Source organism: Pseudomonas fragi (assembly GCF_002269505.1).
In the GTDB taxonomy this organism is placed as follows: domain Bacteria; phylum Pseudomonadota; class Gammaproteobacteria; order Pseudomonadales; family Pseudomonadaceae; genus Aquipseudomonas; species Aquipseudomonas fragi_D.
The window spans coordinates 52,118-78,996 of the sequence record NZ_NQKQ01000009.1 but is presented as its reverse complement, the minus strand read 5'-3'; the positions used below and the strand labels follow the sequence as shown (position 1 = coordinate 78,996).

At 61.1% G+C, this 26,879-nt stretch carries 28 protein-coding genes and 3 pseudogenes; 15 read left to right on the top strand and 16 right to left on the bottom strand.

Features of this window, described 5'->3' with window-relative positions; all coding sequences use genetic code 11:
- Genes CJU81_RS10295 through CJU81_RS10285 form a run of 3 tightly spaced genes read right to left on the bottom strand, consistent with a single transcriptional unit; the run spans position 1 to position 1,577 of the window.
- A complete protein-coding gene (locus tag CJU81_RS10295; RefSeq protein ID WP_095036496.1) occupies positions 1–486 on the bottom strand; it encodes a DUF2867 domain-containing protein in 486 nt (161 codons plus the stop codon).
- Positions 487–531: 45 nt separating this feature from the next.
- A complete protein-coding gene (locus tag CJU81_RS10290; protein WP_095036495.1) occupies positions 532–927 on the bottom strand; it encodes a GFA family protein in 396 nt (131 codons plus the stop codon).
- A complete protein-coding gene (locus CJU81_RS10285) occupies positions 924–1,577 on the bottom strand; it encodes a class I SAM-dependent methyltransferase (protein ID WP_254924854.1) in 654 nt (217 codons plus the stop codon). The genes CJU81_RS10290 and CJU81_RS10285 overlap by 4 nt, the downstream gene beginning before the upstream one ends.
- A 143-nt stretch (positions 1,578–1,720) precedes the next feature.
- Here CJU81_RS10285 and CJU81_RS10280 point away from each other — a divergent pair, with 143 nt between their 5' ends.
- The 3 genes from CJU81_RS10280 to CJU81_RS10270 are packed head-to-tail and all read left to right on the top strand — an operon-like array spanning position 1,721 to position 5,497.
- Positions 1,721–3,139, top strand: coding sequence for an FAD-binding oxidoreductase (locus CJU81_RS10280; RefSeq protein WP_095036494.1), 1,419 nt, complete (start codon positions 1,721–1,723; stop codon positions 3,137–3,139).
- A gap of 52 nt (positions 3,140–3,191) precedes the next feature.
- Positions 3,192–4,130, top strand: a complete 939-nt coding sequence (locus CJU81_RS10275; RefSeq protein WP_095036493.1) for a LysR family transcriptional regulator — start codon at positions 3,192–3,194, stop codon at positions 4,128–4,130.
- A 38-nt stretch (positions 4,131–4,168) separates the two neighbouring features.
- A complete protein-coding gene (locus tag CJU81_RS10270; RefSeq protein WP_095036492.1) occupies positions 4,169–5,497 on the top strand; it encodes an MFS transporter in 1,329 nt (442 codons plus the stop codon).
- 9 nt (positions 5,498–5,506) lie between these two features.
- On the opposite strand, the pseudogene CJU81_RS10265 reads toward CJU81_RS10270, so the two are convergent.
- Together CJU81_RS10265 and CJU81_RS10260 are read right to left on the bottom strand one after the other, a co-directional pair.
- A pseudogene (locus CJU81_RS10265) lies at positions 5,507–6,536 on the bottom strand (LLM class oxidoreductase).
- Positions 6,537–6,550: 14 nt separating this feature from the next.
- Positions 6,551–7,174: a glutathione S-transferase family protein gene (locus tag CJU81_RS10260; protein ID WP_095036491.1), complete on the bottom strand. Its 624-nt coding sequence runs from the start codon at positions 7,172–7,174 to the stop codon at positions 6,551–6,553.
- A gap of 139 nt (positions 7,175–7,313) precedes the next feature.
- Between CJU81_RS10260 and CJU81_RS10255 the strand changes: the two genes are divergently transcribed.
- The gene (locus CJU81_RS10255) at positions 7,314–8,201 is read left to right on the top strand and encodes a LysR substrate-binding domain-containing protein (RefSeq protein ID WP_095036490.1); all 888 of its coding nucleotides are present in this window, start codon (positions 7,314–7,316) and stop codon (positions 8,199–8,201) included.
- Here CJU81_RS10255 and CJU81_RS10250 read toward each other — a convergent pair.
- The 6 genes and pseudogenes from CJU81_RS10250 to CJU81_RS10225 form a co-directional block, all read right to left on the bottom strand.
- On the bottom strand, positions 8,176–8,670 hold the full coding sequence (locus CJU81_RS10250; RefSeq protein WP_095036489.1) for an AAA family ATPase: 495 nt from the start codon (positions 8,668–8,670) through the stop codon (positions 8,176–8,178). The two genes, CJU81_RS10255 and CJU81_RS10250, sit on opposite strands and share 26 nt — an antisense overlap.
- Positions 8,671–8,829: 159 nt before the next feature.
- Positions 8,830–10,029, bottom strand: coding sequence for a collagen-like triple helix repeat-containing protein (locus CJU81_RS10245; protein WP_095036488.1), 1,200 nt, complete (start codon positions 10,027–10,029; stop codon positions 8,830–8,832).
- 276 nt (positions 10,030–10,305) lie between these two features.
- Positions 10,306–13,143: a TonB-dependent receptor gene (locus CJU81_RS10240; RefSeq protein WP_095036487.1), complete on the bottom strand. Its 2,838-nt coding sequence runs from the start codon at positions 13,141–13,143 to the stop codon at positions 10,306–10,308.
- 97 nt (positions 13,144–13,240) lie between these two features.
- A pseudogene (locus CJU81_RS10235) lies at positions 13,241–14,206 on the bottom strand (FecR domain-containing protein).
- Entirely contained in the window at positions 14,203–14,709 is a 507-nt protein-coding gene (locus CJU81_RS10230) for a sigma-70 family RNA polymerase sigma factor (RefSeq protein ID WP_095036486.1), read from the bottom strand. Before CJU81_RS10230 ends, CJU81_RS10235 begins: the two are co-directional and overlap by 4 nt.
- Positions 14,710–14,782: 73 nt before the next feature.
- Entirely contained in the window at positions 14,783–15,391 is a 609-nt protein-coding gene (locus CJU81_RS10225) for a LysE family translocator (protein WP_095036485.1), read from the bottom strand.
- Positions 15,392–15,457: 66 nt separating this feature from the next.
- Between CJU81_RS10225 and CJU81_RS10220 the strand changes: the two genes are divergently transcribed.
- Positions 15,458–16,381 carry a LysR family transcriptional regulator gene (locus CJU81_RS10220; RefSeq protein WP_095036484.1) on the top strand — a complete coding sequence of 308 codons (924 nt, stop codon included), beginning with the start codon at positions 15,458–15,460 and terminating at the stop codon, positions 16,379–16,381.
- 16 nt (positions 16,382–16,397) lie between these two features.
- On the opposite strand, the gene CJU81_RS10215 is transcribed toward CJU81_RS10220, so the two are convergent.
- Complete coding sequence (locus CJU81_RS10215) at positions 16,398–17,093, bottom strand: tRNA (adenine(22)-N(1))-methyltransferase (protein ID WP_095036582.1); 696 nt, start codon at positions 17,091–17,093, stop codon at positions 16,398–16,400.
- Between the two features lie 277 nt (positions 17,094–17,370).
- On the opposite strand from CJU81_RS10215, the gene CJU81_RS10210 reads away from it, so the two are divergent.
- The 4 genes and pseudogenes from CJU81_RS10210 (at position 17,371) to arsH (ending at position 19,831) form a co-directional block, all read left to right on the top strand.
- Positions 17,371–17,718 (top strand): metalloregulator ArsR/SmtB family transcription factor, encoded by a 348-nt coding sequence (locus tag CJU81_RS10210; RefSeq protein ID WP_095036483.1) that lies wholly within the window; start codon positions 17,371–17,373, stop codon positions 17,716–17,718.
- A gap of 24 nt (positions 17,719–17,742) precedes the next feature.
- Positions 17,743–19,026 (top strand): arsenic transporter, encoded by a 1,284-nt coding sequence (locus tag CJU81_RS10205; RefSeq protein ID WP_095036482.1) that lies wholly within the window; start codon positions 17,743–17,745, stop codon positions 19,024–19,026.
- Positions 19,020–19,124: pseudogene (locus CJU81_RS24225) on the top strand (arsenate reductase ArsC); the annotation flags it as partial. The gene CJU81_RS10205 and the pseudogene CJU81_RS24225, both read left to right, overlap by 7 nt.
- An 11-nt stretch (positions 19,125–19,135) precedes the next feature.
- On the top strand, positions 19,136–19,831 hold the full coding sequence (arsH, locus tag CJU81_RS10195) for an arsenical resistance protein ArsH (RefSeq protein ID WP_095031030.1): 696 nt from the start codon (positions 19,136–19,138) through the stop codon (positions 19,829–19,831).
- A 56-nt stretch (positions 19,832–19,887) separates the two neighbouring features.
- On the opposite strand, the gene CJU81_RS10190 is transcribed toward arsH, so the two are convergent.
- The 3 genes from CJU81_RS10190 to CJU81_RS10180 all read right to left on the bottom strand — a co-directional run bounded on the left by CJU81_RS10190 (position 19,888) and on the right by CJU81_RS10180 (position 21,352).
- Positions 19,888–20,196 (bottom strand): AzlD family protein, encoded by a 309-nt coding sequence (locus tag CJU81_RS10190; RefSeq protein WP_095036481.1) that lies wholly within the window; start codon positions 20,194–20,196, stop codon positions 19,888–19,890.
- Positions 20,193–20,903: an AzlC family ABC transporter permease gene (locus CJU81_RS10185; protein ID WP_095031056.1), complete on the bottom strand. Its 711-nt coding sequence runs from the start codon at positions 20,901–20,903 to the stop codon at positions 20,193–20,195. Before CJU81_RS10185 ends, CJU81_RS10190 begins: the two co-directional genes overlap by 4 nt.
- A 122-nt stretch (positions 20,904–21,025) precedes the next feature.
- Positions 21,026–21,352: a DUF2834 domain-containing protein gene (locus CJU81_RS10180; RefSeq protein WP_095036480.1), complete on the bottom strand. Its 327-nt coding sequence runs from the start codon at positions 21,350–21,352 to the stop codon at positions 21,026–21,028.
- A 113-nt stretch (positions 21,353–21,465) separates the two neighbouring features.
- Between CJU81_RS10180 and CJU81_RS10175 the strand changes: the two genes are divergently transcribed.
- From CJU81_RS10175 to CJU81_RS10150, 6 genes are all read left to right on the top strand, one after another.
- Complete coding sequence (locus CJU81_RS10175) at positions 21,466–22,335, top strand: helix-turn-helix domain-containing protein (protein WP_095036479.1); 870 nt, start codon at positions 21,466–21,468, stop codon at positions 22,333–22,335.
- Between the two features lie 86 nt (positions 22,336–22,421).
- Positions 22,422–23,189, top strand: coding sequence for a COG4705 family protein (locus tag CJU81_RS10170; RefSeq protein ID WP_095036478.1), 768 nt, complete (start codon positions 22,422–22,424; stop codon positions 23,187–23,189).
- Positions 23,190–23,217: 28 nt separating this feature from the next.
- Entirely contained in the window at positions 23,218–23,643 is a 426-nt protein-coding gene (locus CJU81_RS10165) for a hypothetical protein (RefSeq protein WP_095036477.1), read from the top strand.
- A 76-nt stretch (positions 23,644–23,719) separates the two neighbouring features.
- Positions 23,720–24,385 carry a response regulator gene (locus CJU81_RS10160; RefSeq protein WP_095036476.1) on the top strand — a complete coding sequence of 222 codons (666 nt, stop codon included), beginning with the start codon at positions 23,720–23,722 and terminating at the stop codon, positions 24,383–24,385.
- A complete protein-coding gene (locus CJU81_RS10155) occupies positions 24,361–25,722 on the top strand; it encodes an ATP-binding protein (RefSeq protein WP_095036475.1) in 1,362 nt (453 codons plus the stop codon). The genes CJU81_RS10160 and CJU81_RS10155 overlap by 25 nt, the downstream gene beginning before the upstream one ends.
- A 43-nt stretch (positions 25,723–25,765) precedes the next feature.
- Entirely contained in the window at positions 25,766–26,206 is a 441-nt protein-coding gene (locus tag CJU81_RS10150) for an EamA family transporter (RefSeq protein ID WP_095036474.1), read from the top strand.
- A 9-nt stretch (positions 26,207–26,215) separates the two neighbouring features.
- Here the strand turns inward: CJU81_RS10150 and CJU81_RS10145 are convergent, their stop codons facing one another.
- Positions 26,216–26,878 (bottom strand): methionine ABC transporter permease, encoded by a 663-nt coding sequence (locus tag CJU81_RS10145; RefSeq protein WP_441007415.1) that lies wholly within the window; start codon positions 26,876–26,878, stop codon positions 26,216–26,218.
- Between the last annotated feature and the right edge of the window lies 1 nt (position 26,879).

The following is a 26,879-nucleotide window of genomic DNA, read 5'->3' as shown; positions in this document are numbered from 1 at the left end:
TCAGGGCTCCATCCCTTGCAGTTTGCGCTTCAGGCGCTTGAGATAGTTATTGACGATAAGTTTGTGTGCCGGCCCCACCGGCAGCATATAGAGGCGACCAAAGGTGTTATGGGTGACCACAGAAGAGGTGATCGTCAACACACAATCAGCCATCGACACACAGGTCATGACATCCAGATGCCGGTCACGCTCGGTCAGCACCAGTACCTCGGGAGCGCTGTGCTCCACCAGGAAGAAATCCAGATAGTCGCCTGCCTGCACGGCCTCGCGCCGGGTACCGGAGAAGCCGCCGATGCGCTTTACGCCAAATAACGATGAAACCCCGTCCCTGGCCCGAAAAGCTAAACGCATCAGCGGCCCCTGCCCGGCCGTCATCAGGTTCCAGGCTTGCAGAGCCGTGATCTGCACAGGCAGCAGCACCGATCTGCTGTCATGGTAATCAAGCTCGGGCAGCGGGCGCAGGGTATGAATAGATGCACGGGTCACTAACGGTTATCTCCCTGATAAAAGTTAAATAATGCCACTGAAACCTTAGCGCCCCGGCTGCCACTGCGGGTAAACCGCAAGGTCCTGATGTTCAAGCCATGGGGCATCCTGCTCAGCCCAGATATGGTATTGCGGGCGATCGCCCGGGTCCTCGTCCAGGGTCGCAACACGAACAATCACAGCCGCTGCTCCATCACGTTCAGCCACAAGGTGGCAACCGCACAGCGAGCAAAAGCGCCGCAGCTTGCCGGGGGAAGACTCGTAGTTGCTGAGTTTTTCCTGGCCCCTCGTCCAATGGAAGTGCTCACGCAATACACCGGCCGTGGTGACAAATGCAGCAGCATGTGTTTTGCGGCACGACTGGCAATGACAATGGCTTACAGGCATGTCGATACGGTCAACTTCATAGCCAACGGCACCGCAGGCGCAACTTCCCTTCATGACAGGCTCCTTTGTTCAGTACGGTATTTATCGTCGCCTTGCGGCTTGCTGGCAATGATATCGAAGCGGTGCCAGGCCATGTCCCCCTGCAAAGTGGCACCCGGCTGTTCGAATTCGCGGAACAGATGCAGCTCAAGATTACCGCACAGCAAGCGCGCCTGCGCTTCGGTCTGAAAAGTCATATGGGCAAGTGCCGCCCAGCCGTGCCGCTCGCCAAACAGATGGCCGACAAATACACCGCCCGGTTCAAGCGCCGCAGTCACAAGCCGCCAAAGGGTCTCAAAATATTCTGGCCGACAGAACGGCAAGGCGAGACCGGCATGGATCAATCTGGATGCGGGTAACTGCGTCAGCTGTTCAAAATCGCAGGCCAGGGTCGCCAGCCGCCCACCGCTGACACCTTGTGACAATGCAGATGTTCGCGCAATAGCGCCGGTTTCGCGGTCAATGGCCAGTACGTCCCAGCCTGCGGCCAACAATTGCCGGGTTTCCATTCCGGCCCCGCAACCCAGATCCACAGCCTGACGTGAACCCTCATTCGCGCTGATAAAGCTCAAGGCCCTACTCAGCAAGGGCGATTGCCCGCGCTGTTCACTTGCCTGGTAATAGGCTTCCCAGTCACTCAACTCAAGTTCCTTCTTGATAATCACGCCTGTCACATGCCATCTCAAAAACAGATGGCTCCATCTAAAATCAGCACTACGAGTGTGTACCAAAGGCTGCCTAAGATAAGCCATAACTCCCCACACATGCCGCCTGCCACATGCGGCGCAGAAAAAATGGAGATTGCCTGATGAGCCTTTCTGCTGCCTGTGAGCATCCGCCCCTGGCCGAATCCTTGCGCGAGGAACTGGGTCAATTGCTCGGCACCCGCTTCTCCACCTCGGCCAGCGTGCGCGAACACCACGGCAGCGATATTTCCGCACTGGACCCCATGCCCCCGGATGCCGTGGCCTACGCCAACAGCCTTGAGGATATCGTCAGTATCAGCAGTGCCTGTTATCGCCACGATACGCCGATGATCGCCTATGGCAGCGGGACCTCACTGGAAGGCTGGCTGCAGGCCGCTCATGGTGGCGTGAGCATTGATGTATCGGGCATGAACCAGGTGCTTGCCATTCGCGTTGACGATATGGACGCCACTGTACAACCGGGGGTAACCCGCAAACAGTTGAATGCGGCGTTGCACGGTACCGGGCTGTTTTTCCCCATCGACCCCGGTGCCGATGCGTCCCTGGGCGGCATGGCGGCGACCCGTGCCTCCGGGACCAACGCCGTGCGCTACGGCACTATGCGCGAAAACGTACTGGCCATGACGGCGGTGCTGGCCGACGGCCGGGTAATCAACACCGGCGGGCGGGCGCGCAAGTCTTCTGCTGGCTATGACTTGACCCATTTACTGGTCGGATCGGGCGGGACGCTGGCGACCATCGCCGAGCTGACCGTCAAGTTACACCCGATTCCTGAAGCCATTTCAGCTGCCGTGTGCCGCTTTCCCAGCGTGGATCTGGCCGTGCGCGCGGTGATCCAGATCATCCAGCTCGGTGTGCCGGTCGCCCGCATTGAACTGCTCGATGCCCTGACCATGCGCGCCCTCAATACCTACAGCAGCACGCAGTTGCGCGAGGCGCCTTCGCTGCTCTTTGAACTGCATGGCTCTGAAGCCGGCGTGAAAGAACAGATCGAGACCGTGCGCATGGTCGCCGATGAACATCAGGGCATGGACTTCGAATGGGCGGTGCATCCGGAGGATCGCAGCCGTCTGTGGCAGGCCCGGCATGACGGCTACTTCGCCGCGCTGGCCCTGCGCCCCGGCTGCCGTGCCCTGACCACCGATGCCGTGGTACCGATTTCGCGGCTGGCCGAGTGCATTGATGCCACGGCGGCAGACCTTGCGCAAAACGGCTTTGTCGCGCCGATTTTCGGCCATGTGGGCGATGGTAATTTCCATGCCGTGATCCTGGTCGACCCGCTCAATCCCGACGAAATCCAACGGGCCGAAGCCGTCGCCCATCGTCTGGCCGAGCGGGCCATTGCCCTGCAGGGCAGTTGCACCGGCGAGCACGGCATCGGTTTGACCAAACAGCACTTTATGGCCGTTGAACACGGGCAAAACGCCGTGGACGTCATGCAGTCGATCAAGGCGGCGCTCGATCCCAAGCAATTGATGAACCCCGGCAAGATTTTCCCTCGCGCACGCTCCGCAGGCTGACCCGCGCTACCATCATCGGCCCGTATAGCCGAGTCCTGCAGGAAGCACCGCAATGGAAATCCGCCAGATCAAATACTTTGTCGCCGTGATCGATTGCGGCAGCCTGTCCAAAGCCGCCCGCCAGGTGCATGTGGCGCAATCGGCGTTGAGCAAGCAGATGTCGGCGCTGGAGGATGATCTGGGGGTACAGCTGTTCCATCGCAGCCACAACGGCGTGGTCGCCAGTGAGGCCGGCAAGGTCTTCTACGAATACGCCCAGGGCATGCTCAAGCATCTGGGCGATGCCCGGGCGGCGGTCAGCAGCAGTCAGGAAGAGGTCAGCGGCTCGATTATCGTGGCGTTGCCGCAAAGTGTCGCGACCATCCTCGCCATGCCGTTGATGCGCGCCGTGGCCAGCCGCTACCCGCGGGTGGCGTTCCATCTCAACGAAGAGCTGACCGGCAATGTCATGGACCAACTGTTGCACGGGCGCATTGATCTGGCCCTGTTCAGCTCCCTGGACCTGCCTGCGCAAGTGCTGTTCAGTCAATTGATCGAAGAGGATTTTCACCTGATCCACCGCGCCAATGCGCCCGACGCGCCAGCGGCAGGTGAGGTTTCCCTGCAACAGGCGCTGGCCCGGCCGCTGGTGTTTCCCAGCCAGGCCCATGGTCACTGTACCCGTACCCTGGTCGAGCACGCGGTTAAACAGCACGGCCTGGCCGTGGGCGAAATCGCCATGGAGGTCAATTCCGTACACATCCTCAAAAGTGCAGTCGAGGCCGGCATCGGTCACACCATCATGCCGCTGAACCTGGCCATGCGCGAAATTGAAGACGGCCGTCTGGTTGCCCAACGCATTGCGGCTGACGGTCTATCGCGCACCCTGGGCATTTGCAGTTGTGCCTCGATGCCTGCCAGCCACCTGAAAACCCTGATCAGTGAGTTGATCCGCGAAGTCGTGCACGACATGTGCAAGTGCGGCGACTGGCCGGGAGGCCGTGCGCTCTGATCCTGACCGCCCCTACAACAACAAGAAAGAGGCTCCAGATGAACACCCTACCGCCGCTCCCCGCAGACATGCCGGACCACGCCCTGCATTCGGCCTACCGCAAAACCGCGTGGCGGGTCATTCCGTTGCTGATGGTCTGTTATCTGGTCGCCTACCTGGACCGGGTCAATGTGGGCTTTGCCAAACTGCAGATGCTTGATGACCTCAAGTTCAGCGAGGCGGTCTACGGGCTTGGTGCCGGGGTGTTTTTTGTCGGCTACCTGATGTTCGAGATCCCGAGCAATATCGCCTTACACAAGTTTGGCGCACGACGCTGGATTGCCCGGATCATGATGACCTGGGGCCTGCTGTCGGCAGCCATGATGTTTGTCGAAACGCCTGTGAGCTTCTACCTGCTGCGCTTTTTGATCGGGATTGCCGAAGCAGGCTTTTTCCCCGGGATCATTTTCTATCTCACCACCTGGTTTCCGAGCCATCGCCGGGGGGTGATGATTTCCCTCTTTATCGCCGCCCTGCCGATCTCCAGCATGCTGGGTTCACTGATTTCCGGTTTGATCATGCAGACCCTCGATGGCGTGGCGGGTTACGCCGGCTGGCAATGGCTGTTCGTGATCGAAGGCTTGCCGGCCGTGGCCCTGGGCGCCGCCGTGTTCTTCCTTCTGCGCGACCGGATTGCCGACGCCCGCTGGCTCAGCCCTGAAGAAAAGCGCGGCATGCAGGCGGCGCTGGATCGCGAAGCCCGTGCCAAGGCCCATCATTCTGTGCGCGATGGTCTGCTCAACCCGAAAATCTGGCTGCTGGGCGCGGTGTATTTTTGCCTGGTGCTGGGCCAGTACGTGATCAGTTTCTGGATGCCGACCATAATCCGCAACAGCGGTGTCGCCGAACCCTGGGCCATCGGCGTGCTGAGTGCGATTCCCTACTCAGTGGCAACCGTGTGCATGGTGCTGGTGGGGCGCAGCAGCGACCGGGTTCGCGAGTATCGCTGGCACCTGGCGATCTGCGCCTTTATCGGCGCTGGCGGGGTGATTTTCGGCACCCTGTTCGGCGCCAGCCTGTGGTTGTCGATGCTCGGCCTGACCATCGGCACTGCGGCGATGATCAGCAGCTTGCCGGTGTTCTGGGGCATGCCCACCGCCGTGGTCGGCGGTGCGGCCGCTGCTGCGGGAATCGCGCTGATCAACTCCCTGGGCAATGTCGCCGGCTTTTTCAGCACCATTGTGGTCGGCTGGCTGACCCAACTGACCGGCAACACCCAGGCGGCCATGTACTTTATGGCCGGCGCGCTGGTGCTCGGCGGGCTGCTGGGCCTGAGCGTGTCACGCACACGCAGCGTGCCGGTTGTGGAGATGAAAACGGTAAGCTGATCGTTGTCTTCACCATGCCAGCCTGGCCCCCTCCGGCACCTGATGTGATGGGAAATGCGGCAGTACGTCTTCAGCCAGTTCCTGGATGACGTCTGCCGTAGGCCCGGGCCGAAAACTGCAGCCCCAGGGCCGCATGGTTCACACCAGCCGCTTGCCATTCACGCAGCAGGTCAATCAAGCCATTGCGTCCGGTGCGCAACACATAACCGCCCTGTAAAGGCGTGCGGGGATAATCGGGATCATCAACAAGGTCGAGCCATTCATTAGTCATATGCGGCCTGAACCCGCCGTCCGGGATCAACTGGCGCCAGGCCTGGATCTTCTCGGCCAGACGCTGCGGCCCTGCGCGGTCGTGGGTCGATTCGGGGAAGGTCAGCCAGCCGTCGGCGTGCTCGCCGATCCAGGCCAGCGACTGCCGGGATGAACCGGTGACCATCAGGGGAATGGCTCCCGCCACGGGCCGGGGCAAAAATTCGGCTCCGGCCATATGCCCCAGTGCAGAATCGATAACAGGCGCACGGGCCTGCATCAGTTGACGGAAATACGTCACGCTCTGGGCAAACCGCTCACCCCGCCGGGCGTGCTCAAGACCATAGGCGGGAAATTCAATGGCCCGGTCTCCCGAGGCGATCCCCATGACCAGGCGCCCGTTGGATAACTGATCTATGGTGGCACTGGCCTTGGCCAGGTCAATGGGATGGCGCAACGAAAAGATCGCACTGCCGGTGGCCAGCGCAATGTGCTTAGTGTGCGCTGCCAGAAAAGCCAGGTAGGTAAAGGGGTCGAATACTTGCCCCGCATCACCGAACGCCGGATCGAACAGCGGTACGTCGCGCACCCAGACTGCGGCAAAACCATACCGGTCGATGTCGCGAACCCGCTCGGCCTGCCCGGCCAGTACCGCCATGTCGCCCTTGTAAAAGCGCAATGGCAGAAAAATCCCGAGGGTCAGCTGATTGGCCGCGAACATGCGCCGATAACCGCGGTGGCTGGCAAATGCGGGCGACGACTGGCCTGTGGCCTGATCGGTAGTGTTCATATTGATCCCCTGGTTCAAGCGCCTGTGGCGCGAGCAGGCAGAGCGATGCCGCGCTGCACGGCGGGTCTGGCGCCAATGCGCTGGTACCAGGCGCTCAGGTGCTTATAGGCGCGGAAATCGAAGTCGATGACTTGCGCGATATGGGTCCAGCCAAACTGGGCAATATCGGCAATCGAATACTCGTCACCGGCCAGATAGGGATGCTCGGCCAGGCGGTTGTCCAGGGTGGTAAAGGCTTCATCCATCAGGCGCCGGTAGCGTGAAATGGCCTGGGGATTTTTGTCTGCGGCAAACAGCTCGAAGTGAACGCGCTGGCCCATCACAGGCCCCACGCTGGCAGCATGAAACATCAGCCACTGGATGGCTTGCCAGCGTTTGTCGGGTTCGACGGGCAAGAGTCGACCCGTGATATCGGCCAGATACAGCAGGATAGCTGCCGATTCAAACAATGTGATGCCATTGCTAGCGTCGACCAGCACCGGGATGCGTCCGTGGGGGTTGAGGCGCAAAAACGCCGGGCTGCGGTTCTCGCCCTGGTCAATGTTTACGTGCCGCAGGTGGTAGGTTAAACCGAGTTCCTCCAGAGCAATGGTGATCTTGAAACCATTGGACGAGCTGTCGGTATACAACGTGATCATGGGGTTCATGCAGGGCGTCCGGTTAGATATAGTTTTACTGAACTTGCACAGCATCTCTAAACTCGGGACATCATCGCTTTCGCTGTGTGTCAGCGGAAACGATCATTTCTGCACACCCGATTCAGGAAAACTAAAGCCTATGGCCACTTCACTGCCCCTTCTCGCCTTGCGAGCCTTTGTCGAAGTTGGCCAGCAAGGCAGCATCAAAGCGGCCGCGCAGGCGCTGAATGTCACCTCAGGTGCAGTCAGCCAGCAGATCCGCCTGCTGGAAGACCGGGTCGGCATGCCGCTGTTTACCCGCGAACGCAGCGGCTTGCGGCTCACAGAGGCCGGCGCCGGTGTGCACCCGGCCCTGCTTGAGGCCTTCGGGCAAATCGAGCAGGCCATGCTGTCACTGCAACAAAGCACTGCGCGCCAGACCCTGACGATCAGCACAGTGGCAACATTTGCCGCCTCATGGCTGGTGCCGCGCCTGGGGCGATTCAACCGCCTGCATCCAGATATCGAGGTGCGTGTCGAGGCCACTTCCGCGCTGGTGGACATGCACCGCGGGCGTGTCGATATTGCCTTGCGCCACGGCCTTGGGGTCTATCCCGGCCTGCAGGTAACCCGCCTGATGGCGCCCGTGCTGATCCCCGTTGCCAGCCCCGCATTGCTGGCCGACAACCCGCAGCTGGCGCAGCCGCAGGACTGCCTCCACCTCCCCCTGCTGCACGACGCTGACCGTGCCGACTGGCTTTTGTGGCTCAGCGCCCATGGCGTGGGCAAAGACCCGCGCGCAGAACGCGGGACTGCTTTCGAGGACGACTTTTTATTGATCCGCGCAGCCGAAGCCGGCCAGGGGCTGGCCTTGGTACCCCAGGAGTACGCAACCGAAGAAATTGCTGCAGGCCGACTGGTGCAAGTCATGGACAAGCCGTGGCCGGCGCGCTTTGCCTACTACGCCGTCACGCGCACCGAGGCCATGCAACGGGATGAGGTCAGGGCATTTATGCACTGGATCATGCAAGAGGCTGAGGGTAAGTGACAAGCACCAGCCCCTCGTCTGCGACCGGGGCACGGAAGTAGCTGGTGATCAGATCAAACTCGGCATCCGACGCGGCGAAGTCATGCTCGGCAAGCTCATTGCGCACATGCAGCCGCGCACGACACACCTCATCGTCCACATCGAGATAGTGCAGGCAGTGCGTCATCCGTGCTGTTTCTGCCAGGCCCAGCAACCACTCGCGGCTGGCGATGGTATTGGCGGGGAAATCCAGCACCACACTCACACCGGACTCCAGCATGTCGACCACCAGAGGCCCCAGCACAGCGCGAATCCTCAGGCTGTAGCCTGCGTAGTCAGTGACCGAATTGATCGCCCCGGGATAAAGTGAGGCGAGCCATTTATCCTCGCTCAGCAAAATCGCGCTGTGTTGCACAGCAAGGGTTTTGGCCAGGGTTGATTTGCCTGATGCAATCTTGCCGCACATCAGATGCAGTGTCGCAGTAACCATGGGAAAGCTTCCTTGAGTGCGGACATGGATGATGCCCAGCGCTGGCAGAGGACGCAATTGCCAATTAAACAGGCCCTAGGTGAACGAAAAACAGTCCGGTCTGCACCTGAACAACAGGGGTACAGACCGAACCGTACAACACCGTCCGCGCGCGGCCAGTCAGTTTTTGTTGAGCAGACCGCCAAGCAGGCCACCAAGACCCCCTGAAGCGCTTGCCCCACCCGAGGCGCCGGTGTTTGTCTGCGTACCGGCAGTACCGCCCAGGCTGCCAAGCAAGCCAGTGCTGCCACCCAATAAACCACCTGAGCCGCCGGTGTTGGTCTGGGTGTCGGTTGAACCTGTGGCCGCACCCAGTCCGCCCAGCAAACCGCCCAGCCCGCCGGTCGTTGTGCCAGTGCCAGTGCCGGTGGTGGTTGTCGGGTTCAGGTAACCACCGGATTTATCCAGTGCCCCACCCACACCGCCAAGCACTCCGCCCACCACATTGGTGAGCGGGTTCTTGCCGGTATCGACCACCTTGTCACCCAGCCCGCCGACCACGCCGCCAACCTTCGTCAACAACCCGTCCACTGGCTGGCCCAGCCCGGTGGTGGTGCCCACCTTGCCTGTGACGTTTTCCACCATTGAGATCACGGGCACCACGACCTTGTCATTCAAGCCGCCGGTAGCCTTGCCCAATTGCCCGCTGGTCACGTTGGTGGTCAGGGTATTGCCGAGCATGGTGACGGTGGTGCCGACCTTGTCCACCAGCCCACCTGCGGTGTCGGTGACCTTGCCCACAACACCGCCCACCAGCGGCACCTGACTGATCGGTGTGTTGTCGACCAGAGTGCTGACACCGGTACCGAGTGATGAAACCCCTTTGCCAATATCACTGACCCCGTTGGTGACACCGGCAACGGTGATCCCCAGGGAGTTTTTGTCCGTGCCCAACGAACCCAGACCGTTGGTGACGCCATCGGTAACCGACGTCACGGCATTGCCGGTATTGACCACCAGCCCGCCCGCCGCGCCGACCACCGGGACCTGGGTCAAGGTGCTGCCCACACCACTGACCAGCGTGCCGACACCGCCCAGGCCTGCGCCGACTTCACCGACTACCTGGCCGGTGACCAAAGGCGCAGTGACTGACGGGTTAGTCGGCGTGGTGGGATTGGTCGGGGTGGTTGGGTCCGTCGGCGTAGTCGGGTCAGTTGGGGTGGTTGGGTCCGTCGGCGTGGTCGGGTCAGTAGGCGCGGTCGGGGTGCTTGCAGTGTCATTGTTGTGATGGCCCCCGCCGCCACCGTGGCAGCCCGCCAGGCTGGCGGTCATTACCAACAACAGGGCCGTGCTTGTTTTCAACCAGAGTTGCGAGTTCATGATCAGCTCCCTTGAATCTGTTATGCCAGAGTTAGAAAGCCCCCTGCACAGTTATCAAAGGGAGGTTCCACCCGTCAGCACATAACAGCGCCGCGCGCTTGATCGCACAACTCACAACTTGGTATTAACACTCTTGTTAGGGAGGCCCTGATTCAACTTGATGACTAATGCTCAAGGATTAAAAACCCCTTCAAATCCGCTTGTACAGGAGCTATTGCAAGCCTCATGCATAGCCTCCTCTACCAAAGTGATAAGCACAATTAACCAGCCGTTGCCCTAGAATTTGGTCTGCAAGCCCACGCGCAACGTACGCCCCGGCGCGGGCATGAAACTTTGCGCCAGCGGGTCCAGATAATAACGGTCAGTCAGGTTCTGCAGCGACACATTGAGCTGTGTGTGGTCCTGCAACTTGTAGTTGAGGAACAGATCGAACAATGCGACCTGGTGATAGACCAACTGCGGTGTGGTGGCGCCGGTTTGCCATTCCTTGTCGGCCTTGACCGTTGGGCCGGAGGTATAGGTGGCACGGCCGCCAACAGTCAGGGTCTGGTCAAAAAAGCGCAGCCCCGAGGTCAGGTTCGCCGCGAAGCGTGGCGGGTTCTGGGTGTTGGAATAAGACCCCATAAAGCTGCCCGGCGTGCAATCGGGCGTCTGGCTCAAGTCCTGGTAACGGTTGGAACTGGCCCGCAAGCGCGCCGCGAAGGTCGAGTCGCAGGTTTCAGTTTTCAGGTAGTAGGTGGACGAGAAGTCAGCAAACACACGGCCCGCGTCATAGCGCGACTGCAACTCCAGGCCGCTGGTTTTGAAACTGTCGGTATTGCTGAACTGCATCAGGCCCATCAACCCCGGGCTCGGGTCGTAATAGCGGGTGATGTAGTTCTTGATGTTGTTGTTGAAGTAGGCAACCTTGATCGCCGCCGAGTCGCTGTCGGTCAGCAGGCCTTTTTGCAGGGTGCTGGCACCGATCTCCCAGTTGCTCGAACGCTCGGGCTTGAGGCTCTTGCCGGGCATGGTCTGCAATACGCCCTGGCTGGTCTCGAACAATGACGGCATGCGCAGGCCCTGGGTATAGGAGGCGTAGAAAAACGTGTCTGGCGCCAGTTCGATATTGAAACCGATGGCAGGCGCGAACGCCCCGCCGCTGTCACTCTGCTTGCCGGAGTACTCATAGCCGCTGACCACCTCGCCCACCTGGGAGGGGTAGACCGTCGATGTGGTAGCGCCAAAGTCGTTGTAACGGGTGCCCTCGAAAGGAAAGTTGGTGTTGTTGAAGACGATGCCGTTGTTCAGGCGCGGGTCCGTGGCGTCGGTGTACTGGCCGTTCTGATCCGGGAACCACATCATGTTGCCGTAGCTTTGCGGGCTGAACACGCGCAGATAGCGCAACTCACGTTCCTCACGTACGGCCGTGGAGTGCGCGACATGATCCTGGGTACGGTAATAGGTATAGCGCCCCCCGCCCCACAACGTCAGACGGTCAACCGGCTGGTATTCAAGCTTGCTGTGCAGGCTGAACTCCTGCCGGGAGCCATCGCGCAGGCTGCGGTTGGCGTTGATGTCATCCTGATTGATGACCACGCCTTTTTGCGGGCGCAGGTCCTCGACCTGGAACGCCCCTCCCACGTCCAGTTTGAACCCGCCGTAGTTCGTCTCGAACAACGAGGTGTTGGCCAGGTCGCCACCAATGCGCCGGTCGGCCTGGCGGGTCCAGTTTCGGTCCGACCGGTAGGCCTGCGACACAGGCGCGAGTACCGAGGTCAGGTTGCTGGTTTGCGCATCCGTCATCCACAGGCTGGCCGTCAGATCCACCAACGGATTGGCGCCGGGCAGATAGTTGTAGCGGGCAGTCCAGGTATCGATTTGGGTGTGGCTCAGCGGGTACTGATAGATGCCGCCGGTACCGAAGCGGAAAATATCCGAGGGCATGATCTCGCCGATATGGCCGTCGTAACGACGATAGCCCAGCTCCAGCGTGTGATCGTCCGCCGGGCGAATGGTCGTCTTGATCAGGTAGGAGTCGGTCTCTGCCGACGAGTTGAGCACCTCCTCGCCGGGGTTATAGGTAGTGGCGACGGTCATGTCTTCATAACCGTAGCGGTCGAAGGTGCGATAACGGTCCTGGCCCTTTTTGCCGGCGAAGTAATTACCCTGGTTGCGATGTGCATACGCCGCGACCACGTCGAAGTACTCATGGCTATAGGCGAACGCGGCACTGCCGGACTCGGCCCTGGAACCAAACAGCCCGCCGCGCTCACGGTGCGGCTCGGAATAGAGTGTTTCGGTCGCCGAATGACCGTCGCGTGAAGCTGGCGCCACGCCGTTGTTCCACACATCCCCCTTAAGCCGCAAGCCAAAACTCTGGCCGTCGCGCAAAATGTCGTCGACGCCGATGGTGCGCATTTTCACCGTGCCGCCGATGGCACTTGAAGTCAGGCTCGGGCCCTTGTCGATGGTGATGTCGCTGATCAGGTCAGGGTCGATATAGCTGCGTTGCTGAGTACCGGCATAGCCGCGATACACATCCAGTGCCTGCTGCGAACCATCGACCGTGACCGCCACCCGGCTCTGCCCCTGGATGCCGCGAATGTTGACGTCCAGGCCGCCGCCATTGCGGCTGTCGCCCACCTGTACACCCGGCTGGCCCTTGAGCACATCCCCCACCGAGACCACGCCAAACCGCTGCATGTCTTCGCTGGAGATGTACACGCTGGAACGTGGCGCGGTGTAAACCTGCTCAACGGCCGGGTCTTGCCCCGTGACTTTCTGCGAGGGCAGCACCACCGCCCCGGCCCCCTGGAACAACTCGACGCTGCCGTCAGCACGGCGCTGATAGCTCAGGCCGGTGCCTGACAACAATCGGGTCAGGCCTGCCTCGGTGCTGAAATCGCCCTGCAGCCCCTTGCTGCTCTTGCCCTCGGTCAGCGTTGCACTGCCTGCCATGTTGATGTGCGCCTGCACACCGAAGCGCGAGAGCGCCTGATCCAGCGGCCCGGCCTCAATATTGAAATACTGTCGCTGATCCGCAGCGAACACCGCGGCGCTGCAAAGCGGTTGCAGGCCCAGAACAATCAGGCCAAAGGTGCGGGCGCATAAAACACTTGCGGGGGAAATCATGCAGGGCTCCTGGAGGTCAAGACCCACCTGTTTCGGTGGGTTATTTCCATAGGCCCGGCGAGTTGCAAAAAACTGTCGTGCCGAACAAAAAATATTTTCAGGCCGCCACCACGGTGACCCAATAACGTGTGCGCCGCTCGATGCGCACGGGCAAGGCACGGGCCACCAGCGCCAGCGCGGCGTCGGTGTCATCCAGTTCAAAGCTGCCCGTTACGCGCAATGCCGCAACCTGTTCGCTGCACCGTAAAACACCCGGCCGATAACGCGATAGCTCGGCCAGCAGCCTGTCCAGGCGCATGCGCTCGGCCGGTAAAATCCCGCGCAACCAGGCCTGCGCCAGAAACAGGTCCGTGCGCCGTGGCGGATGAATGCCTTGGCTGTCGACCCGCGCTCGCCAGCCGTTTTCCAGTAACAGCGGCGCGTGTTGATGCTGCGAATTGATCTGCACCAGGCCGCGCAGCACGGTGACTTCGGTCCCCTGGCGGTCATGACGCACCAGCAGATGGGCGCCACGGCTGCGCAATACGGCATCGGCAGTAACCAGTTGCAACGAACCCGATTGATCGCCGGCATCCAGCGCCAGCTCGCCTTCGACCAGTTGCACCTGGCTTGCGTCTGCGCGGCCCTGCACGTTGGCCGCGCTGGCCGTGTTCAACCATAACGAAGTGCTGTCGGCCAGGCGCCATTGGCGGCGCTCGCCGGTGGCTGTGCGATAGCTGGCCAGGGCTGAACGCACCAGCGTCGAGTCCGCCCCCTGCCACGCCATCCCGCCCAGCAGGCTGATGGCCAACAGGCACTTGAGCACCTGCCGGCGGCGCTGCGGGTCAACCCCGGCAGCCTCCAGCGCCCGGCGTGCCGCCGGGTCAACCAGCAGGCTGGCGCCCGGTTGCAGCAACAACGGCAGGCTGCTGACCCGCTGCCAGGCGAATTCATGCTAGGCACACGCCTGACGCCAGTGCTGCAAGGCCAGGTGGTCTGCCGCAGACATCAGCCCGGACTGCATGCGGACAATCCAGTCGATGGCAGTATCACGAACACCGGGGGTAACAGGCACACCGCTCATTCAAAACAGCTCGCGTAACAAACCCCGAACGCCTTGCCCATCGCACGCTGCACTTGAGCCACGCTGAGCCCCAGTTGCGCGGCGATCTGCGGGTAGGTCAGACCGTCGAGCTGGGATAAAAAGAATATCTGCCGCACACGGGTTGAGAGCCCGAACAGCAGAGAGTCGAGTTGCAACAGGGTTTCGATCGTCAAGTAGCGCTCTTCGGGCGAAGGTTCCTGAGCCACGGGCCGCGCCGCCAGCGCCTCAAGATAGGCGCGCTCGATGGCCTGGCGACGCCAGCGGTTGATCAGCAGGCCATTGGCAATCGTGGCCAGAAAGGCCATGGGCTGGCGCAGTTCGTGGGCCTCATGCTTGGAGCGCAGCACGCGGATAAACGTGTCGTGAGCCAGATCCTCGGCATCGGCACTGTGCCCCAGGCGCCGGTGCAACCAGCCTCGCAGCCAACTGTGGTGGTTGGCATACAACTGCTCGACGGGCGAGACGATCCTGTCGTGAGACATGAGAAGTTCACTTGATGCTAATGATAATTCTTCTCATTTTATTGCTTATACCAGACGCTTGTACAGCGTCGACTCAACGTACAACCGCCAGCAACACCCCAAACCCCACCAGCAACCCGCCAAAAACCCGATCGATCCAGTGGCGCGCAGCCAGCAACCGGCCCCGTATGGCGGTCGCCGAGAAGCACATTGCCACCAACCCGAACCAGACCATGTGCGCCACCGCAATGAAACCGCCATAAGCAATTTGCACAGCTAACGGCGTGCCGGGCTGCAGCACTTGCATAAACAGGCTGACGATAAAAATCGTGGTTTTCGGGTTCAGTACGTTGGTCAAAAAGCCCGTACGCAGAGCCGCCAGATCAGACAATGGCGCCACCGTGACATCCCCAGCAGCAGCGTCGGGGCTGGCACGCAACATCTTCACCCCCAGCCAGACCAGGTAGATCGCGCCGACCAGCTTGAGGCCGCTGAACAACCATTGCGACTGCTGCAGCAGCACCCCCAGCCCCACCAGGGTGTAGGTCACATGCACCAGCACCGCCATACCGATGCCCAGGGCAGTAAACACCCCGGCGCGACGCGACAGCAGCACACTATTGCGCGCGACCATCGCAAAGTCCGGGCCGGGGCTGATAATGGCCAGCAAGGTTATGGTGATTACAGCTAACAGTTGAGTCATGACGTATCCTGTCGATTATTAACGAACAGGCGCCATGCTATGGCCCAAAAAGCCAGATGAATAACGATGAAATCTGACAACAATAGTGACCTCAACTCACCATCAAGTCAGGCACGCCTGCCCTCGCTGATGGCCCTGCGCTGCTTCGAGGCAGCCGCGCGACTGGAGAACTTCAGCCATGCCGCCGCCGAGCTGCATCTGACCCCCGGCGCGGTCAGCCGTGCTGTGCGCTTGCTCGAAGATGAACTGGGTGTGGATTTGTTCGAACGCCGCAGCCGCCGGGTATTTCTGACCGATGCCGGGCGCTTGCTGGCCAAAGCCGTGGCGGATGGCCTGGGGCTGATGGCCCGGGCCAGCGATACCTTGCGTGCCAGTGCCCGCCAGAAACGGGTCTGGGTGCTGTCATGCGAACCGACACTGTTGATGCGCTGGCTGATTCCGCGCTGGCCGGACTTCCAGGCCCGGCATCCGGGGGTTGATGTACATCTGGTCGCTGGCGGCGGGCCGTTCAGCTTTGGCAGCGATATCGATCTGGCGATCCGCCGCGACGATTTCCCCTGGGCCGACAGCTACCATGCCGAGCCTTTGTTCGTCGAAAAAACCGGCCCGGTTTGTCGCCCGGACAAAGTGGCCCACTGGTTTTGCACTGACGAAGGAGCGGCGCAACTACAGGCCGAAGCACCGCGGCTGCACACTCGCACACGACCGGGCGCCTGGCAGGAATGGGCTATGGCCACCGGCCTGAGCTTGCCCGATGCGCCAGAGCAAACCTTCGAACACTTCTATTTCAGCCTGCAGGCCGCTGTTGCCGGGCTGGGCGTGGCGATCGGGCCGTGGCATCTGGTACGCGACGATCTGGACAACGGTGTGCTGTGCGCCCCGTCGGGATTTGTCGAGGATGGTTCCGGCTACTGCCTGCTCTCGCCCCGACCTTTGCTTGCCGGCAGCCCGCAAGCCCGGTTGCTGGCGTGGCTGCGCACCCTGGCCTGAACTCAATGGCGCAAGGTCAGGCCAGCAATTGGCTGATCCAGCGGGCCTGGCGGGCAATTTCCTGCACCTTGACCTCGGGTACGGCCTGACGGGCCCGGGCAAAGCTGGTGAGGACTTTTTGCTTCTGCTGCAGCATGCGCTGCCACTTGCCCAGAAACACCGGGCTGCGGGCCTGCATCTGCAGCGGGCCGAAATACAGTTCCCGAGCGGTGTAGACCTGAGGCCCGGCTCGTTCGGCGACGATAATTTCGTAATAGAAGCCGTTTTCCTCCAGCAACTCTTCACAGAGGATGCGGTAGTCATGCTCCATCAGCCATTGACGCAGGGGCTCCTCGCCACCGTTGGGCTGCAGAATCAGGCGCTCCCGGCCATTCAAGCGCGCCTTGCCACTGTCAAGGATGTCGCGAATGGTTTCACCCCCCATGCCGCAGATACTGATGGCCGTGATCCCGTCTGCCGCCTCGATGGCCTCCAGGCCATTGGCCTGGCGCACGCTGATGTGCTGCTCCAGTTCGTTATCGCGCACAGTGCGCCGGGCCGCATTGAACGGCGTCAGCGCCACTTCCCCGGCCACTGCGCTGGCAATGGCACCGCGACGCATCAACGCCACCGGCAGGTAGCCGTGATCCGAGCCGATATCGGCCAGACGCGCACCGGCTGGCATATGGGCTGCCACGCGCTCCAGGCGCATGGACAATGTGTGTTCGTTCAACTGCAGTTCCTCATTACCACGAATGCCCGCCAGTGTGGGGGCCGGCACATGATGCGGGGTGAGCAGGCCCGGGTAAAGCGCCGGCACACGCTGCCTCTGTGGGAGCGGGCTGGCTCGCGATACAGCTGGCACGGTGGCTCAGTCAAACCGCGTCGACGCCATCGCGGGCAAGCTCGGCTCCCCCCTTTACCGAGCACGTCTTGCGGGAGACCGGGGTTGCCTAAACATATGGATATCCGTATATTCGAATTTTCATATATACATACAGCGAGTCACCATGCTCAGTCCCGCCGCCCTGTTCAAATGCCTGTCTGATGAAACCCGTGCCAGGGCCACCCTGCTGATCGCCCGCGAGGGCGAGCTCTGTGTCTGTGAACTGGTCTGCGCCCTTGACGACAGCCAGCCGAAAGTTTCACGCCATCTGGCCCAGCTTCGTGGCTGCGGGCTGCTGCTCGACCGCCGCCAGGGGCAGTGGGTCTATTACCGGCTTAACCCGCAACTGCCGGACTGGGTACGCACTGTCATCGACACAACCCTGAACGCCAATACCGACTGGCTGGCCCATGACAGCGCACGACTGGCTGCCATGGGCGACCGCCCGCTCAGTACGCCGGCCTGCTGCTGACCCTATAACCAGCCGAGATTTATCATGCTCAGCGCTTTCGCTATTTTTTTAGTCACTCTGGTTCTGGTCATCTGGCAACCCAAAGGCCTGGGCGTAGGCTGGAGCGCATCCCTGGGTGCGGGCCTGGCATTGCTGGCAGGTGTGGTCTCGCTCAGCGATGTTGCCCTGGTGTGGGCCATTGTCTGGAATGCCACTGCCACGTTTATCGCCGTGATCATTATCAGCCTGCTGCTCGACGAGGCCGGTTTTTTCCAGTGGGCAGCCTTGCATGTCGCACGCTGGGCCAAAGGTGACGGCCGGCGCCTGTTTGTATTTATCGTACTGTTGGGGGCCGGGGTATCAGCACTGTTCGCCAATGACGGCGCCGCACTGATTCTGACCCCGATCGTTATCTCGATACTGCTCGCACTGCGATTCAGTGCCGCATCGACCCTGGCATTCGTCATGGCTGCAGGGTTTATTGCCGATACGGCCAGCCTGCCGCTGGTGGTCTCGAACCTCGTCAATATCGTATCGGCAGACTACTTCCAGCTGGGCTTTAGCGAATATGCCGCGGTCATGGTGCCGGTCAATCTGGTTGCCATCGCCAGCACACTGCTGGTGCTGTACGTTTTTTTCCGTCGGGACATTCCGCGTCACTACTCGCTGGACCAACTGCCCGAGCCACGCAGCGCCATACGCGATCCACTGACCTTCAAGGTGGGCTGGGCAGTGTTGATCTTGCTGCTCACGGGTCTGTTTGCGCTGGAGCCGCTGGGCATACCGGTCAGCGCGATTGCCGCCGTGTGCGCCGCCCTGCTGTTCGCTGTGGCTGCCCGTGGCCACATTATTTCAACCCGGCGGGTGTTGCGCGAAGCGCCCTGGCAGGTGGTGACGTTCTCTCTGGGCATGTATCTGGTGGTCTACGGCATGAACAATGCCGGACTCACAACCTGGCTGACGCTGGCCCTCAACCAGTTGGCCGGATACGGCCTCTGGAGCGCAACCCTGGGCACGGGGCTGCTGGCCGCGCTGCTGTCTTCGGTCATGAACAACATGCCCGGGGTGCTGCTGGGTGCGTTGTCGATTCAAGCCAGTGATGCCGACGCGGTGATTCGCGAGGCCATGATCTACGCCAATGTCATCGGCTCTGACCTGGGCCCCAAAATCACCCCCATCGGCAGCCTGGCCACGCTGCTCTGGCTGCACATCCTGCAACGCAAGGGCATTCGCATTACCTGGGGTTACTACTTCAGAACCGGGGTGATTCTCACCCTGCCCATTCTGCTGCTCACCCTGTGTGCCCTGGCCTTGCGCCTGAGCTATTAGAAATCGAAGCACGTTGCCGGGCGTTCCTGGCCCTGCCCTTTGCCCGACTTGACCCTGCGGCACTGAAGCATGAACTCGACCGCATAAGCACCTTGTAACCGGAGCCAACATGACACTGACACTGCCCAACCTCGACACGACGCTGACTCATGACCAGAGCGGTCAAGGCGATGATCGGCACAAACCACGAATTCTGTTGTTGTACGGTTCCACCCGGGAGCGTTCATTCAGCCGTCTGCTGGTTGAAGAAGCGGCCAGGCTGCTAGAGCACTTCGGTGCGCAAACGCGGATCTTCAACCCCTCAGGCCTGCCTCTGCCCGATGATGCGCCGGGCGATCACCCCAAGGTCCAGGAGCTGCTCGAACTGATGCAGTGGTCTGAAGGGCAAGTGTGGTGTTCGCCAGAACGTCATGGCGCGATGTCGGCCGTGTTCAAGGCGCAAATCGACTGGGTGCCTCTGGCATTGGGCGCGGTACGCCCGACTCAGGGCAAAACCCTCGCGGTGATGCAAGTGAGCGGCGGCTCCCAGTCATTCAATGTGGTCAACCAGTTACGCGTGCTGGGCCGCTGGATGCGGATGTTCACCATCCCCAACCAGTCATCCGTACCCAAGGCCTATCTGGAGTTTGACGAACACAACCGCATGCTGCCTTCTGCACTGTATGACCGCGTAGTGGACGTCATGGAAGAACTGGTCAAGTTCACCGTATTGCTGCGCGATCGGCCCGATCTGGTTGACCGCTACTCGGAGCGCAAGGAGTCGGCGCAAGCACTGAGCCAGCGGGTCAATCAGCGCTCAATTTGAACCGTAACGGCGGGTGAAGAAGTCGCCACGCGCCTCAACTTCTTCACCCCGGTCATTTACAGATGCCTGAACACCGCCGCCATAACCACCCCGGCGGCAATCGCCGGCAAGGGCTTCTTGAGCAGCAACATGACCACGGCCGTGGTCAGCAGTGCCAGGCGCGCGCCGTTGTCGCCGTTCAGCGCCAGGGGCGCCAGCAACGCCACCAGCACCGAACCCGACATGGCACTGATAAATTGCTGCACACGGTAGTTGATGGGCACGAAGGACATGACAAACACGCCACCCAGGCGCGTCACCAGCGTGACGAGGGCCATGATCAGAATGATGATAAAGGAGCCGTAACCGGCACTGTCGATACTCATTTCTTCTTCTCCATCCACACGGCACCCAGCACGCCACCGGCCAATGCGCCGACCACAACATGGCTGTTTTCAGGCAAGTAGCGGTGCGCCAGCAATGACGACACGGCGGCCACGCCCCAAATCACCAGCATGCGCAGGTTTTTTTGCCCGCCGATCACCATTGCCAGCAAAAAGCAGCCCATCACCATGTCCAGCCCCAGGCTGACCGGGTCCTGGATTTCACTGCCAAAATACACCCCCAGCCAGCTGCCCAGCACCCAGGCCGCCCACAGTGCAAGGCCACCGCCCAGAATCAGGCCGATACCCGGCTTGCCGCTGTTGAATGCCTGCATCGACATCGCCCAGTTGGCATCCGAGATCACCATCATCACCCCGTAGCGCTTGGCCGCAGGCAACTCGCGCAGCCAGGGATACAAGGTCGCGCCCATCAGCAGATGGCGGGCATTGATCGCAAACACCGTGACGATCAGGGGCACTACCGGGACCTGCGCGCCCCAAAGATCAAGGGCACCAAACTGCGAGGCCCCGGCAAATACCAAAGCGCTCATCAACAAACTGGCGCTGTTGTCCAGGCCGGTCTGGGCCGCAGCCAAACCGAAGGCCACACCGAATACCACCACAAACATGGAAATGGGCAGCAGCTGCTTGAAACCATCCCCTACCTCGGCCCAGTTCAGCTCGACCACGCTTTTATCACTGCTCGACAACACACCACCCCTTCTGCGCTACGCCACACTGTTTTTATGCCCGCATTATGCGGGGCAGAATCTAATCCACAACAGCGTGCAGGTGTAAAAGGTGTCGCAATATCATCCTTTACAGGGCGTAGTCAGGCATTAGCGGTGCTTTTGACGGGCCGACTGAACCCGTTGACCACAATATAGAGCAGCGGTCCCAGGGACACAAAAACAGCGGTAACCAGCAGATAGGGCAACACGGCGGTCAGCGAACGGCCTCTGGCCCGTGCATCCCGGTACATCCAGACGCAGGCCAGCACCGCAAGCAGATAAAGGTCGATCACCACCTGGGCCGTATCGGGGCTGGACATCAACCCCATGCCAAAGGCCATCAGCGATTGCTGCGCCGTCCACATCGTGTAGCCCGTGTAGGCGGCAAAACCGAGCAGTGCGGCTAGTGCGAGATAGGGTCGGTTCATGGGGTTTCCTGCAAGGGGCGGCTGATGGAGGGCCAGTTAGTGATACTTTTGCCCGATCAGCAATGACCTCACAGGTCATGGACACCCGCCCTTGCCACTGCCAGAGTTGATCCATGAACAGCCAACCTTTCCCCCGTGCCACGGCCCCGACCAGCGCCGGCCCGCAACTGCGCTTGCTGCGGCGTCAGGCCGGTTTGAGCCAGCTCGACCTGGCCATGGTCGCGGGCATTTCCCAACGCCATTTGAGCTGCATTGAAACCGGCCGCGCCCGGCCCGGCCCCGGTACCCTGCACAACCTGCTGATGGCTCTGGAGATACCGCTGGAGCAGTGCAACAGCCTGTTCCTGGCCTCGGGTTATGCACCCCGTTACGAAACCACTCCGTTGTCTTCACCGGCAATGGACGCCGTGCGTGACGCCATCAGCCATGTACTGCACGCCAACAATCCGGCTCCGGCGATCGTGCTGGGCAGCCATTGGGAGGTGCTGGCAGCCAACGCCAGTACCGCAGTCCTGTTCAATCTGCTCGGGTTGCCCGCAGACGCGGCCCAGGGTTTGAACCTGCTGACCACCCTGTTGCAACCCGGTGGCCTGGGCGATCACCTGATCAACCCCGGGCAAATCCGCAGCATTGCCTGGCAACGGGCGACCCGCGAGGCGCTGGACAATCCGGCCCTGGCCGAACTGCTGCAAACCCTCACGCCACCACAGGCTTGCGAATCCGTCAGCAACGAGCTGCCACCCCTGGTATTGACGCGCATCGCGTCGCCCCGGGGCGAGCTGAACTTCATGTCCACGTTCACCACGTTCGGCATGCCGCTCGATATCACGGTAACGTCATTACGCATCGAGCATCTGATCCCTGCCGATACCAGAACCTGGCAGATCATGACCGCGGCTTATGAGCGGTCACTGCTTGAGACGCAAAGCCGCCAGGACAACCTGCATACTGACGGACTGGCACACACTGTATTGCCCCATTGACGGCCTCGGGCTCAGTCCCGGCTAAGTCTTGTGCCGTACCTTTGCTCCAGCGCCAAACAGCGCGCCAAACAGCAGAGGTACATCCCATGAACAGCACCGCAGCCCGCTGGCTGAACAAAGTGCCCGAGGTGACGCTGTCATTCTGGGTAATCAAGATCATGTCCACCACCGTGGGCGAAACCGGCGCCGACTATCTGGCCGTCGATGCCGGATTCGGCGCAGGCCCCACCAGTATCGGCATGGCCGTACTGCTGGCCATCGCGCTGTTTTACCAAATGCGCACCAGGGCCTACACCCCCTGGATCTACTGGCTGACGGTTGTGCTGGTTAGCGTCGTGGGAACGCAGATCACCGACATCCTCACCGACAAGCTGGATGTCAGCCTGTACACCAGCACCACGATTTTTTCTGCATTGCTGGCGATCAACTTCATGGCCTGGTACCGCAGCGAACGAAGCCTGTCGATCCGCGACATCACCACCCCAAGGCGCGAGCTGTTTTATTGGACCACAGTGCTCTGCACCTTTGCCCTGGGCACCGCAGCCGGGGATCTGGCCACAGAGGCCCTGGGGCTGGGCTTCACCCTAGGCGCAGTGATTTTCGCCGCCCTGATCGGCGCCACGCTGCTGGCCTGGCGCTTGGGTGCCAATGCCGTGCTGACGTTCTGGATCGCCTACATCCTGACCCGGCCGTTTGGCGCGTCTCTGGGCGACCTGCTGACCCAGGCCAAGACCTACGGCGGGCTGGGCATGGGCGCCACCTGGACCAGCGCGCTGTTTCTGTGCGTGATCGTGCTGCTGGTCGGTGCTGCGCAAATCAGTGTCGACAGCAATCGCAAGGCCATTGCCGGGTAACTCTTCAACGCCAATCAAGGATATTCCCATGCGCCACACTCAACGCGTTATCCGTCATCTCGCCCTGGCCGCTTCCATCCTGTTGCTGGGGCTGAATGCCGGCTGTTCGAAACCTGCCGATCAACCGGCCACTATCAGCGCTTCCAGCACGAGCCGGACTGCCTCTAAACTGGGCGACCTGTCACAATTTCATGTCATCGCCGCCGAGGTTGGTGCACAGGTGCAGCGCAACGACCTGGCAGGCGCAAAAACCCGCATCAAGGATCTGGAAACCCTCTGGGATTCTGCCGAAGCCGGGATCAAGCCTCGGGCTGCCAGTGACTGGCATGTACTCGACAAGGCCATCGACCACGCCCTCGACGCGCTGCGGGCCGGCACCCCGAGCCCGACCGACTGCAAGGCAGCCATGGATAACCTGCTCAAGGCCTTTGACAGCATGAAAGGCGCCGCATAAACGCCAAACCGAAGCAAACAACGGCACAGATGCTTCACTGAGGTCTGTGCCGTTGGCTTTTTTGAGGGACAGGGACATGCGCATATTGCTGGTCGAAGATGACCCCATGATTGGCGACGCGATTCAGGGCGCGCTGACGGACGCAAGCTATGCCACCGACTGGGTGCAAAACGGCACCAGCGCCTTCAGCGCACTGGATACCCACCACTACGATCTGGTCCTGCTCGATCTTGGCCTGCCGGGCCTGGACGGCCTTGATGTACTGGCCCGCATCCGCGCGCGCAACAACCCCGTGCCGCTGCTGGTCATTACTGCCCGCGACAGCCTTGAAGACCGGGTACGTGGTCTGGATGGCGGCGCTGACGACTATCTGCTCAAACCCTTCGCCATGGCCGAATTGCTGGCGCGCATGCGCGCAGTACTGCGCCGCAAGGGCGGCAGCGCCGTGCCCGTGCTTGGCAATGGTATCGTTTCACTGGACCTGGTGTGCAAGCAGGCCAGCACTGAATCAAACAACGCAATCGCCCTGTCCAGCCGCGAATTTGCCCTGCTGCAAGCGCTGTTGATCCGCCCGGGGGCGATCCTCTCGCGCAGCGAACTGGAAGACCGTCTGTACGGCTGGGGCAATGAGGTTGAAAGCAATGCCATCGAATTCCTGATCCACGCCTTGCGGCGCAAGTTGGGCAGCCATGTGATCAAGAATGTCAGGGGAATGGGATGGATGGTTTCAAAAAACGTCTGAACGAGTCTGTGCAACTCAGGCTTTCAATTGCCCTGTCACTGACCATTGTGCTGGTCGCCGTGATCGCCGGCGTGTTCGTGTTCAGCTCGGCCTTCGACGAAGCCCACGAGTTGCAGGACGAGACCCTGCGTCAGGTTGCCCTGTTATATGACCGTCAGCACATGACCCTGCATTACCCTGAAGGCCCGGCCCTGGAGGGTGATGACGAAGAGTCCCGGGTGATCATCCAGCATCTGGCCGACGGCAAGGATGCTGCGGCCAATAATGACGAAACCGTGCCGTTACCCTTGCCCACCACCCTGGCCGATGGCTTGTCCACTGTGGATGTGGGTGGCGAAGCCTTTCGCGTACTGGTGCGCACCACCGGCCGCGGCGAGCGCATTGCCGTGGCCCAGGAAGTTGACAGCCGTAACAAGGACGCTCGCGAAAGCGCCTGGCGCAGTCTGCTGCCCTTCCTGATCCTGTTTCCGGCGCTGTTGCTGGTGGTCGCCGACCTGGTACGCAAACTGTTCCGCCCCATCGCCACCCTCGCGGCTGAAATCGACCGGCGTGGCCGGCATGAACTGCACCCGCTAGACGAACAGCACCTGCCCACGGAGATCCGCCCGTTTGTAGTGGCCATCAACCGCCTGCTGGCACGGGTGGCGCAGGCAATGGAGAGCCAGCGGCGCTTTGTGGCCGATGCCGCCCATGAGTTGCGCTCGCCCATGACCGCGCTGTCCCTGCAGGCCGAGCGACTGGCGGCCAGCCCCCTGCCAGCGCTTGCCCGTGAACGCCTGCAACCGTTGGCCCGGGGCATTGAGCGCAGCCGGCAACTGATCGACCAGCTACTCTGCCTGGCCGCCGCACAAGCTGGCGTGCCTCGCCCGCACACCCGGATTGGCGTGCTTGATATCTACCGACGGGTACTGGAGGACTTGCTGGCGCTGGCCGAGCAAAAACACCTCGATATCGGTGTCGAAGGTGACAAGGACGTGGAGCTACTGAGCAATGAAATGGACCTGTATACCCTGATCAAAAACCTGGTGGACAACGCCATCCGCTATACCCCCGAAGGCGGCACCATCGACCTGTGTCTCGCACAGACCCGCGACGGCGTGCACCTGCAAATCAGGGATTCGGGGCCGGGAATCAAGGTTGAAGAACGCTCGCGAGTGTTTGATCCGTTCTACCGCACCCTGGGTTCAGGCGAGAGCGGTTCCGGGCTCGGGCTGTCGATCGTCAAGGCCATTGCCGACCGTATCGGCGCCAGGGTCGAGCTGGCCTGGAGCGACGAGATAAACCGGCGCGGGCTATGTGTTTCTCTGTGGTTTACGCTCCCCGCACAGCAGAGCTGACATAGACTCTGTGGCACTTTCACCTACCACTCGGGCTGACCTTATGAGCACACCGTTTTTTTCATCCTGGACATTCTGGGCATTGCTCTCGGCGGTGTTTGCCGCCATGACGGCTATTTTCGGCAAAATCGGCATCACCGGCATCAACTCGGATTTCGCCACCCTGCTGCGTACCGTGGTGGTGCTGGTGAGCCTGGCACTGATCCTGTACGCAACCGGCCAGTATCAGTCGCTGGGCTCCATTTCGGCGCGCAGTTATGTGTTTCTGGTGCTCTCGGGACTGGCCACCGGGGCCTCGTGGATCTGCTATTACCGGGCACTGCAACTGGGCCAGGCGTCACTGGTGGCGCCGGTGGACAAACTCAGCGTGGTGATTGTGGCCGTGCTGGGCGTGACGCTGCTGGGTGAAAAGCTCGATATTCGCCAATGGGCGGGGATCAGCCTGATTACCGTGGGTGTGGTGTTGCTGGCGTGGCGCAAATGACCACGGCCCTCAACGCCGGTGCGCCAGGGAGCGCACCAGCCTGTCCCCCAGGCTTTGCACGCTCTGCACCAGGATCACCAGCACCACGACCGTGGCAAACATGACCTGGTTGTTGAAGCGCTGATAACCGTAGCGGATCGCCAGATCCCCCAGACCGCCGCCGCCAATGATCCCGGCCATGGATGAAAAGCCGATCAGCATCACCAGTGTCAGGGTAATCCCGGCCAACAGTGCGGGCAGTGCTTCGGGTAGCAGCACCTTGAAAATCACATGCCAGATATCGCCCCCCATCGCCAGGATGGCTTCGATGCGGCCCTTGTCGACTTCGTCCAGGGCGTTTTCAACGATACGGGCAAAGAACGGAAAGGCACCAATAGTAATAGGTACCACCGCCGCCGTGCTGCCCAGTGTTGTGCCGACCACCAGCCGCGTCAGCGGGATCAGGGCAATCAGCATCACCACAAACGGCAGCGAACGGCCGATGTTGACCGCCCCGCCCAGGCAGTTGTTGAGCCGGGGCATCGGGTACAGGCCATCGCGGCGGCTGATAAACAGCAACACCCCCAGCGGCAAACCGATCAACAGGGTGAAGAGCCCCGCCAGTACTACCATATAGAGGGTTTCACCGGTGGCATTGAGCACCAGTTGCAAGATGTCACTCCACTCGTTCATG

What these genes read in the sequence shown, in the direction of transcription:
- CJU81_RS10220 (WP_095036484.1), top strand. Translation starts at nt 15,458, where the DNA reads ATGAAATCTGACAACAATAGTGACCTCAACTCACCATCAAGTCAGGCA.
- CJU81_RS10180 (WP_095036480.1), bottom strand. Translation starts at nt 21,352, where the DNA reads ATGAACCGACCCTATCTCGCACTAGCCGCACTGCTCGGTTTTGCCGCC.
- CJU81_RS10155 (WP_095036475.1), top strand. Translation starts at nt 24,361, where the DNA reads ATGGATGGTTTCAAAAAACGTCTGAACGAGTCTGTGCAACTCAGGCTT.
- arsH (WP_095031030.1), top strand. Translation starts at nt 19,136, where the DNA reads ATGACACTGACACTGCCCAACCTCGACACGACGCTGACTCATGACCAG.
- CJU81_RS10250 (WP_095036489.1), bottom strand. Translation starts at nt 8,670, where the DNA reads ATGGTTACTGCGACACTGCATCTGATGTGCGGCAAGATTGCATCAGGC.
- CJU81_RS10260 (WP_095036491.1), bottom strand. Translation starts at nt 7,174, where the DNA reads ATGATCACGTTGTATACCGACAGCTCGTCCAATGGTTTCAAGATCACC.
- CJU81_RS10275 (WP_095036493.1), top strand. Translation starts at nt 3,192, where the DNA reads ATGGAAATCCGCCAGATCAAATACTTTGTCGCCGTGATCGATTGCGGC.
- CJU81_RS10205 (WP_095036482.1), top strand. Translation starts at nt 17,743, where the DNA reads ATGCTCAGCGCTTTCGCTATTTTTTTAGTCACTCTGGTTCTGGTCATC.
- CJU81_RS10280 (WP_095036494.1), top strand. Translation starts at nt 1,721, where the DNA reads ATGAGCCTTTCTGCTGCCTGTGAGCATCCGCCCCTGGCCGAATCCTTG.
- CJU81_RS10225 (WP_095036485.1), bottom strand. Translation starts at nt 15,391, where the DNA reads ATGACTCAACTGTTAGCTGTAATCACCATAACCTTGCTGGCCATTATC.
- CJU81_RS10175 (WP_095036479.1), top strand. Translation starts at nt 21,466, where the DNA reads ATGAACAGCCAACCTTTCCCCCGTGCCACGGCCCCGACCAGCGCCGGC.
- CJU81_RS10270 (WP_095036492.1), top strand. Translation starts at nt 4,169, where the DNA reads ATGAACACCCTACCGCCGCTCCCCGCAGACATGCCGGACCACGCCCTG.
- CJU81_RS10210 (WP_095036483.1), top strand. Translation starts at nt 17,371, where the DNA reads ATGCTCAGTCCCGCCGCCCTGTTCAAATGCCTGTCTGATGAAACCCGT.
- CJU81_RS10160 (WP_095036476.1), top strand. Translation starts at nt 23,720, where the DNA reads ATGCGCATATTGCTGGTCGAAGATGACCCCATGATTGGCGACGCGATT.
- CJU81_RS10145 (WP_441007415.1), bottom strand. Translation starts at nt 26,878, where the DNA reads ATGAACGAGTGGAGTGACATCTTGCAACTGGTGCTCAATGCCACCGGT.
- CJU81_RS10150 (WP_095036474.1), top strand. Translation starts at nt 25,766, where the DNA reads ATGAGCACACCGTTTTTTTCATCCTGGACATTCTGGGCATTGCTCTCG.
- CJU81_RS10170 (WP_095036478.1), top strand. Translation starts at nt 22,422, where the DNA reads ATGAACAGCACCGCAGCCCGCTGGCTGAACAAAGTGCCCGAGGTGACG.
- CJU81_RS10255 (WP_095036490.1), top strand. Translation starts at nt 7,314, where the DNA reads ATGGCCACTTCACTGCCCCTTCTCGCCTTGCGAGCCTTTGTCGAAGTT.
- CJU81_RS10245 (WP_095036488.1), bottom strand. Translation starts at nt 10,029, where the DNA reads ATGAACTCGCAACTCTGGTTGAAAACAAGCACGGCCCTGTTGTTGGTA.
- CJU81_RS10230 (WP_095036486.1), bottom strand. Translation starts at nt 14,709, where the DNA reads ATGTCTCACGACAGGATCGTCTCGCCCGTCGAGCAGTTGTATGCCAAC.
- CJU81_RS10190 (WP_095036481.1), bottom strand. Translation starts at nt 20,196, where the DNA reads ATGAGTATCGACAGTGCCGGTTACGGCTCCTTTATCATCATTCTGATC.
- CJU81_RS10290 (WP_095036495.1), bottom strand. Translation starts at nt 927, where the DNA reads ATGAAGGGAAGTTGCGCCTGCGGTGCCGTTGGCTATGAAGTTGACCGT.
- CJU81_RS10240 (WP_095036487.1), bottom strand. Translation starts at nt 13,143, where the DNA reads ATGATTTCCCCCGCAAGTGTTTTATGCGCCCGCACCTTTGGCCTGATT.
- CJU81_RS10165 (WP_095036477.1), top strand. Translation starts at nt 23,218, where the DNA reads ATGCGCCACACTCAACGCGTTATCCGTCATCTCGCCCTGGCCGCTTCC.